Genomic DNA, 4,024 nt, shown 5'->3' with positions numbered 1-4,024 from the left:
ATGTCGCGCGGGCACGCGCATCGATCCGCACAGGCCACAAGATCCGCATCCGCTACCGCAACGAACGCGACGAGGGCAGTGAGCGCGTCGTCTGGCCGACGATGATCGGCTATGCCGAAACGGTGCGCCTGCTCGCCGCCTGGTGCGAGCTGCGCCAGGATTTCCGCCATTTCCGCACCGACCGCATCAGCGCTGCCGCGTTTCTCGACGAGCGCATCGGTTGCCGGCCGGCAGAGCTGCGCAGCCGCTGGAAGCGGCATATGGAGGCGCAAGGATTGCGCCTGCCTTAGCGCATGCCTTCGCCCTCAACGCAGGCAATTGGCGAAAGCCGGCGAGCGCGTCCCCCTCCCGTCACTATAAAGACGCCCTCCCCGGCCATCGCCGCAATCGACCCGCGCCGCGTTTTCGGGCAATCTGGAGGCGTCGGCCCGCCGTCAGGAGATGGCTGGCCGCTGAGGGAGGATTGCCATGACCAGAGCTCCGGCCGGCCTGCCGCGCTACGAGGACGCGGTCCAGAATTTCCACCTCGAGGACGAGATCAGCCGGCTGCACGGAGATCCGGCAACCGGCATCAACGCCTATGTCGAATGCTGCGGGCGCTACACCGGTGAGGACCGGCTGGCGCTGCGCGCCGTCTCGGCCAGCGGCGAGCTGCGCGAATTCACCTTCGACGACCTTGCCGACATGTCCGGCCGCGCCGGCAACATGCTCGAGGGCCTGGGCATCGGCCCTGGCGATGTGGTGGCGGGCATGCTGCCGCGCATCCCCGAGCTGGTGGCGCTGATCCTCGGCGCATGGCGCATCGGCGCGGTCTACCAGCCGCTGTTCACCGCCTTCGGACCGAAAGCGATCGAGCACCGGCTGAGCTACAGCAAGGCCAAGCTTGTGGTGACCAACCCGGCCAACCGCGGCAAGCTCGACGAGGTCGAGAACCATCCGCGCGTCGCCACCATCCTTGGCGCCGGCGACACCCTGCCCGCCAGCGACATCGATTTCGGCGCAGCGCTTGCCGCCGCCGCCCCCGACTGCCCGCCGGCGATGCGCAAGGGCGACGACCTGTTCATGATGATGTCGACCTCGGGCACCACCGGCCATCCAAAGGGCGTGCCGGTGCCGCTCAACGCGCTGCTCGCCTTCGGCGCCTACATGCGCGACGCGATCGGGCTCCGCCCCGATGATGTGTTCTGGAACATCGCCGACCCCGGCTGGGCCTATGGCCTGTACTACGCCATCACCGGGCCGCTGCAGCTCGGCATCGCCACCACCTTCTACGAAGGCGCCTTCAACGCCAGAAGCACCTACGCCATCATCGAGCGGCTGGGCGTCACCAGCCTCGCCGGCTCGCCCACCGCCTACCGGCTTTTGATGGCGGAAGGCGCGGAGGCCGCAGCCCGCGTCAAGGGCAAGCTCCGTGTCGTAAGCAGTGCCGGCGAGCCGCTCAACCCCGAAGTGATCCGCTGGTTCGACGCTCATCTCGCCGCCCCATCCACGACCATTACGGGCAGACCGAGAACGGCATGATGGTAAACAACCATCATGGCCTGGCGCATAGCGTGCGCGCGGGCTCGGCCGGCTTCGCCATGCCGGGCTACCGCATGGTGGTGCTCGACGAGGCGGGCAACGAGCTCGGCCCCAAACAGCCGGGCGTGCTTGCCGTCGACATCGCAAGATCGCCGCTGCGCTGGTTCGACGGCTACCACCAGGCCGAGACGCCGGCGATCGCGGGCGGCTATTACCGCACCGGCGATACGGTCGAATACGAGCCGGACGGCTCCGTCTCCTTCATCGGCCGCGCCGACGACGTCATCACCTCGGCCGCCTACCGCATCGGCCCGTTCGACGTAGAAAGCGCGCTGATCGAGCATCCGGCGGTCAACGAGGCGGCGGTGGTCGGCGTGCCCGACCCGCAGCGCACCGAGATCGTCAAGGCCTTCGTCGTGCTGGCTTCGGCCTTCAAGGGCAGCGAGGCGCTGGCCGAGGAGCTGGCCCAGCATGTGAAGAAGCGGCTCTCGGCGCATGCCTATCCGCGCGAGGTCGAGTTCGTCACCGAACTGCCGAAGACGCCAAGCGGCAAGATCCAGCGGTTCTTGCTGCGCAAGGCCGAGGTGGAGAAGCGCAAGGCCGGGTAAAGATTCAGCTCTCCGTAGATTTCCGCCACGCAAAAGCCGCCAATTCGGGCGAAGGCTCCGAAGGGCTTTGATCGCTAACTTTGGGGGCTACGTCATGAGGTTGATCTGGATACTTCTCTTCATGCTTGCGGGCAGCGCGGCACTCGCTGCCTCGCCGGAGGATGACTATATCGCCGCGCGTGACAAGGCGATTGCCGACATCGCCGCGCAGGAAAGCGCGAACGCTCCCGTGGAATCGCTCGATGCCCAGAATGTGAAGGCGATGGCCGATCTCGAAAAGCGCCTATCCGCCCTTCTCGGCCCGCTGGCGGTCGAGGGTTTTCCGGCAACCGGCACGATCAATCTCCAAAGCCTGAGCGACTCCGACATCGGATTCGGCATGCTCGACGGGCTGAGATGCACCACGAGCGACGACGGCCCGAGCCTTGTCGCGACGACGCGCGGGCTCGCCGAGCGCTGGCTGAAGTCCAGGGCCGACGAGACCGATGAGAATCTCAAGCTGCCCGCCGGCATCGACGCGGCGCTGAAGCTCGACGCCTTCTACACCCAGGCCATCGGCGCCGATGCCGCCTTCGTCAAGACGCTCGACTTTGCGCTGAACAAGCCCGAAGGCGCCGACATGGCGATCGCGCGGCTGGGCGGCTGGACGCAGGATGTCGGGCCGATCTACGACCAGCAGGTCATCGTCACGCTGGTCAAGGGCGATCGGGTCATGATCGCCGAGGCACCCGCGGCGCCCGCCGTTCCGAAGATCGCGGCTTGCGATGCCTTGTGGACAGCGGCCGCCGCCGCCGCCCAGAAATTCCAGGAGGCCTACCAGGCTTCGGAACTCAAGGACGAAAAGTCGTACGATGCCGCCAATGCCGCCTGGGAGAAAGGCGACGCCGACTATCGCGCCTGCATGGGCGAGCGCCTGCCGGGCGATGCGGCCTTCCCGGCATTGCTTGCCCAGGCCCAGGCGCTGGCCGACCACATGGCCGGCAAATAGGCGCCGCGTCGAAGCTGCCTATCTCCCCCAAGTGGCGAGATCGGCTATGTCAGCTCCTCCCTACCCTTGATCCGTGGCGCCTCCTGTCCTTGCAGCAATCGGCCCAATGCTGAAACTTCTGGCCGGCCTGGAAGTCTAAATTTAAGCACTTTCTACTAGGTTCGACCGATGGACTATTGTCCAGGAAGGGTATTCGGGTCGAATTGGCCAGAACGGATTTCAGCATAGGCCGCATGAGACAGGCCGTTTTTTCGTCCGCCAACGTGCCGGCGGCGATAGCCTTTGTCGTGCTTCTGATCTGCGCCATATTTGCCGACCAGCAGAACAGAAAAGTCTCCGATCAACTGGTGCGCGCCGATGTCCTGGCCAAGGTCAACATCATCCGCGCCAAGATCGAGGGCAACATCAACGGCAACCTTCAGCTCACACAGGGCCTGGTGTCGGCCATCGTCACCGAGCCCTATATGGGCCAGCAGAGATTTGCGTCGCTCGCCGGCAATCTGTTCGAGCAGAAGTCGCAGTTGCGCAACATCGCCGGCGCGCCGGACCTCGTCATCTCGCTGATGTATCCGTTGAAAGGCAACGAAAAGGCGATCGGGCTCGACTACCGCAAGAACGAGGCGCAGCGCGCGGCAGCGCTTCGGGCGCGCGACAGGCACGAACTGGTGTTCGCCGGCCCGGTCGACCTGGCGCAAGGCGGGCGGGGCTTCATAGGCCGCATCCCGGTCTTCGTGCCGACGGCGGGCGGCGGCGACCGCTTCTGGGGCATCGTCTCGGCGGTGGTCGATGTCGACCGGCTCTACGCGGCGAGCGGCCTCACCGATCCCGCCATCGACATCGATGTCGCCCTGACCGGCAAGGATGCGCTGGGGGGCGGCGGCGAACGCTTCTTCGGCGGCGACAATGT

General features: G+C 66.1%; 4 protein-coding genes and 1 pseudogene. All 5 read left to right on the top strand.

What is annotated here, in order from left to right:
• Window positions 1-290 (top strand): WYL domain-containing protein (locus EN742_RS26965; RefSeq protein ID WP_128333478.1); only part of this gene is annotated, 290 nt, incomplete at its 5' end.
• A 178-nt stretch (window positions 291-468) separates the two neighbouring features.
• Window positions 469-1,598, top strand: a pseudogene (locus EN742_RS39640) (AMP-binding protein); the annotation flags it as partial.
• The gene (locus EN742_RS39635; protein ID WP_348632868.1) at window positions 1,581-2,129 is read left to right on the top strand and encodes a hypothetical protein; all 549 of its coding nucleotides are present in this window, start codon (window positions 1,581-1,583) and stop codon (window positions 2,127-2,129) included. The pseudogene EN742_RS39640 and the gene EN742_RS39635, both read left to right, overlap by 18 nt.
• Window positions 2,130-2,250: 121 nt before the next feature.
• Entirely contained in the window at window positions 2,251-3,117 is an 867-nt protein-coding gene (locus tag EN742_RS26955) for a hypothetical protein (RefSeq protein WP_245482451.1), read from the top strand.
• A gap of 233 nt (window positions 3,118-3,350) precedes the next feature.
• Window positions 3,351-4,024 (top strand): CHASE domain-containing protein (locus EN742_RS26950; RefSeq protein WP_189375607.1); only part of this gene is annotated, 674 nt, incomplete at its 3' end.

This window comes from Mesorhizobium sp. M4A.F.Ca.ET.020.02.1.1 (genome assembly GCF_004022645.1).
Taxonomy (GTDB): Bacteria; Pseudomonadota; Alphaproteobacteria; order Rhizobiales; family Rhizobiaceae; genus Mesorhizobium.
The sequence above is the reverse complement of the archived record's forward strand: the minus strand, read 5'-3'. Positions and strand labels throughout refer to the sequence as shown.

Bases quoted from the DNA above. Each gene is read 5' to 3' on its own strand.
- EN742_RS39635 (WP_348632868.1), top strand. From the start codon at position 1,581: ATGCCGGGCTACCGCATGGTGGTGCTCGACGAGGCGGGCAACGAGCTC.
- EN742_RS26955 (WP_245482451.1), top strand. From the start codon at position 2,251: ATGCTTGCGGGCAGCGCGGCACTCGCTGCCTCGCCGGAGGATGACTAT.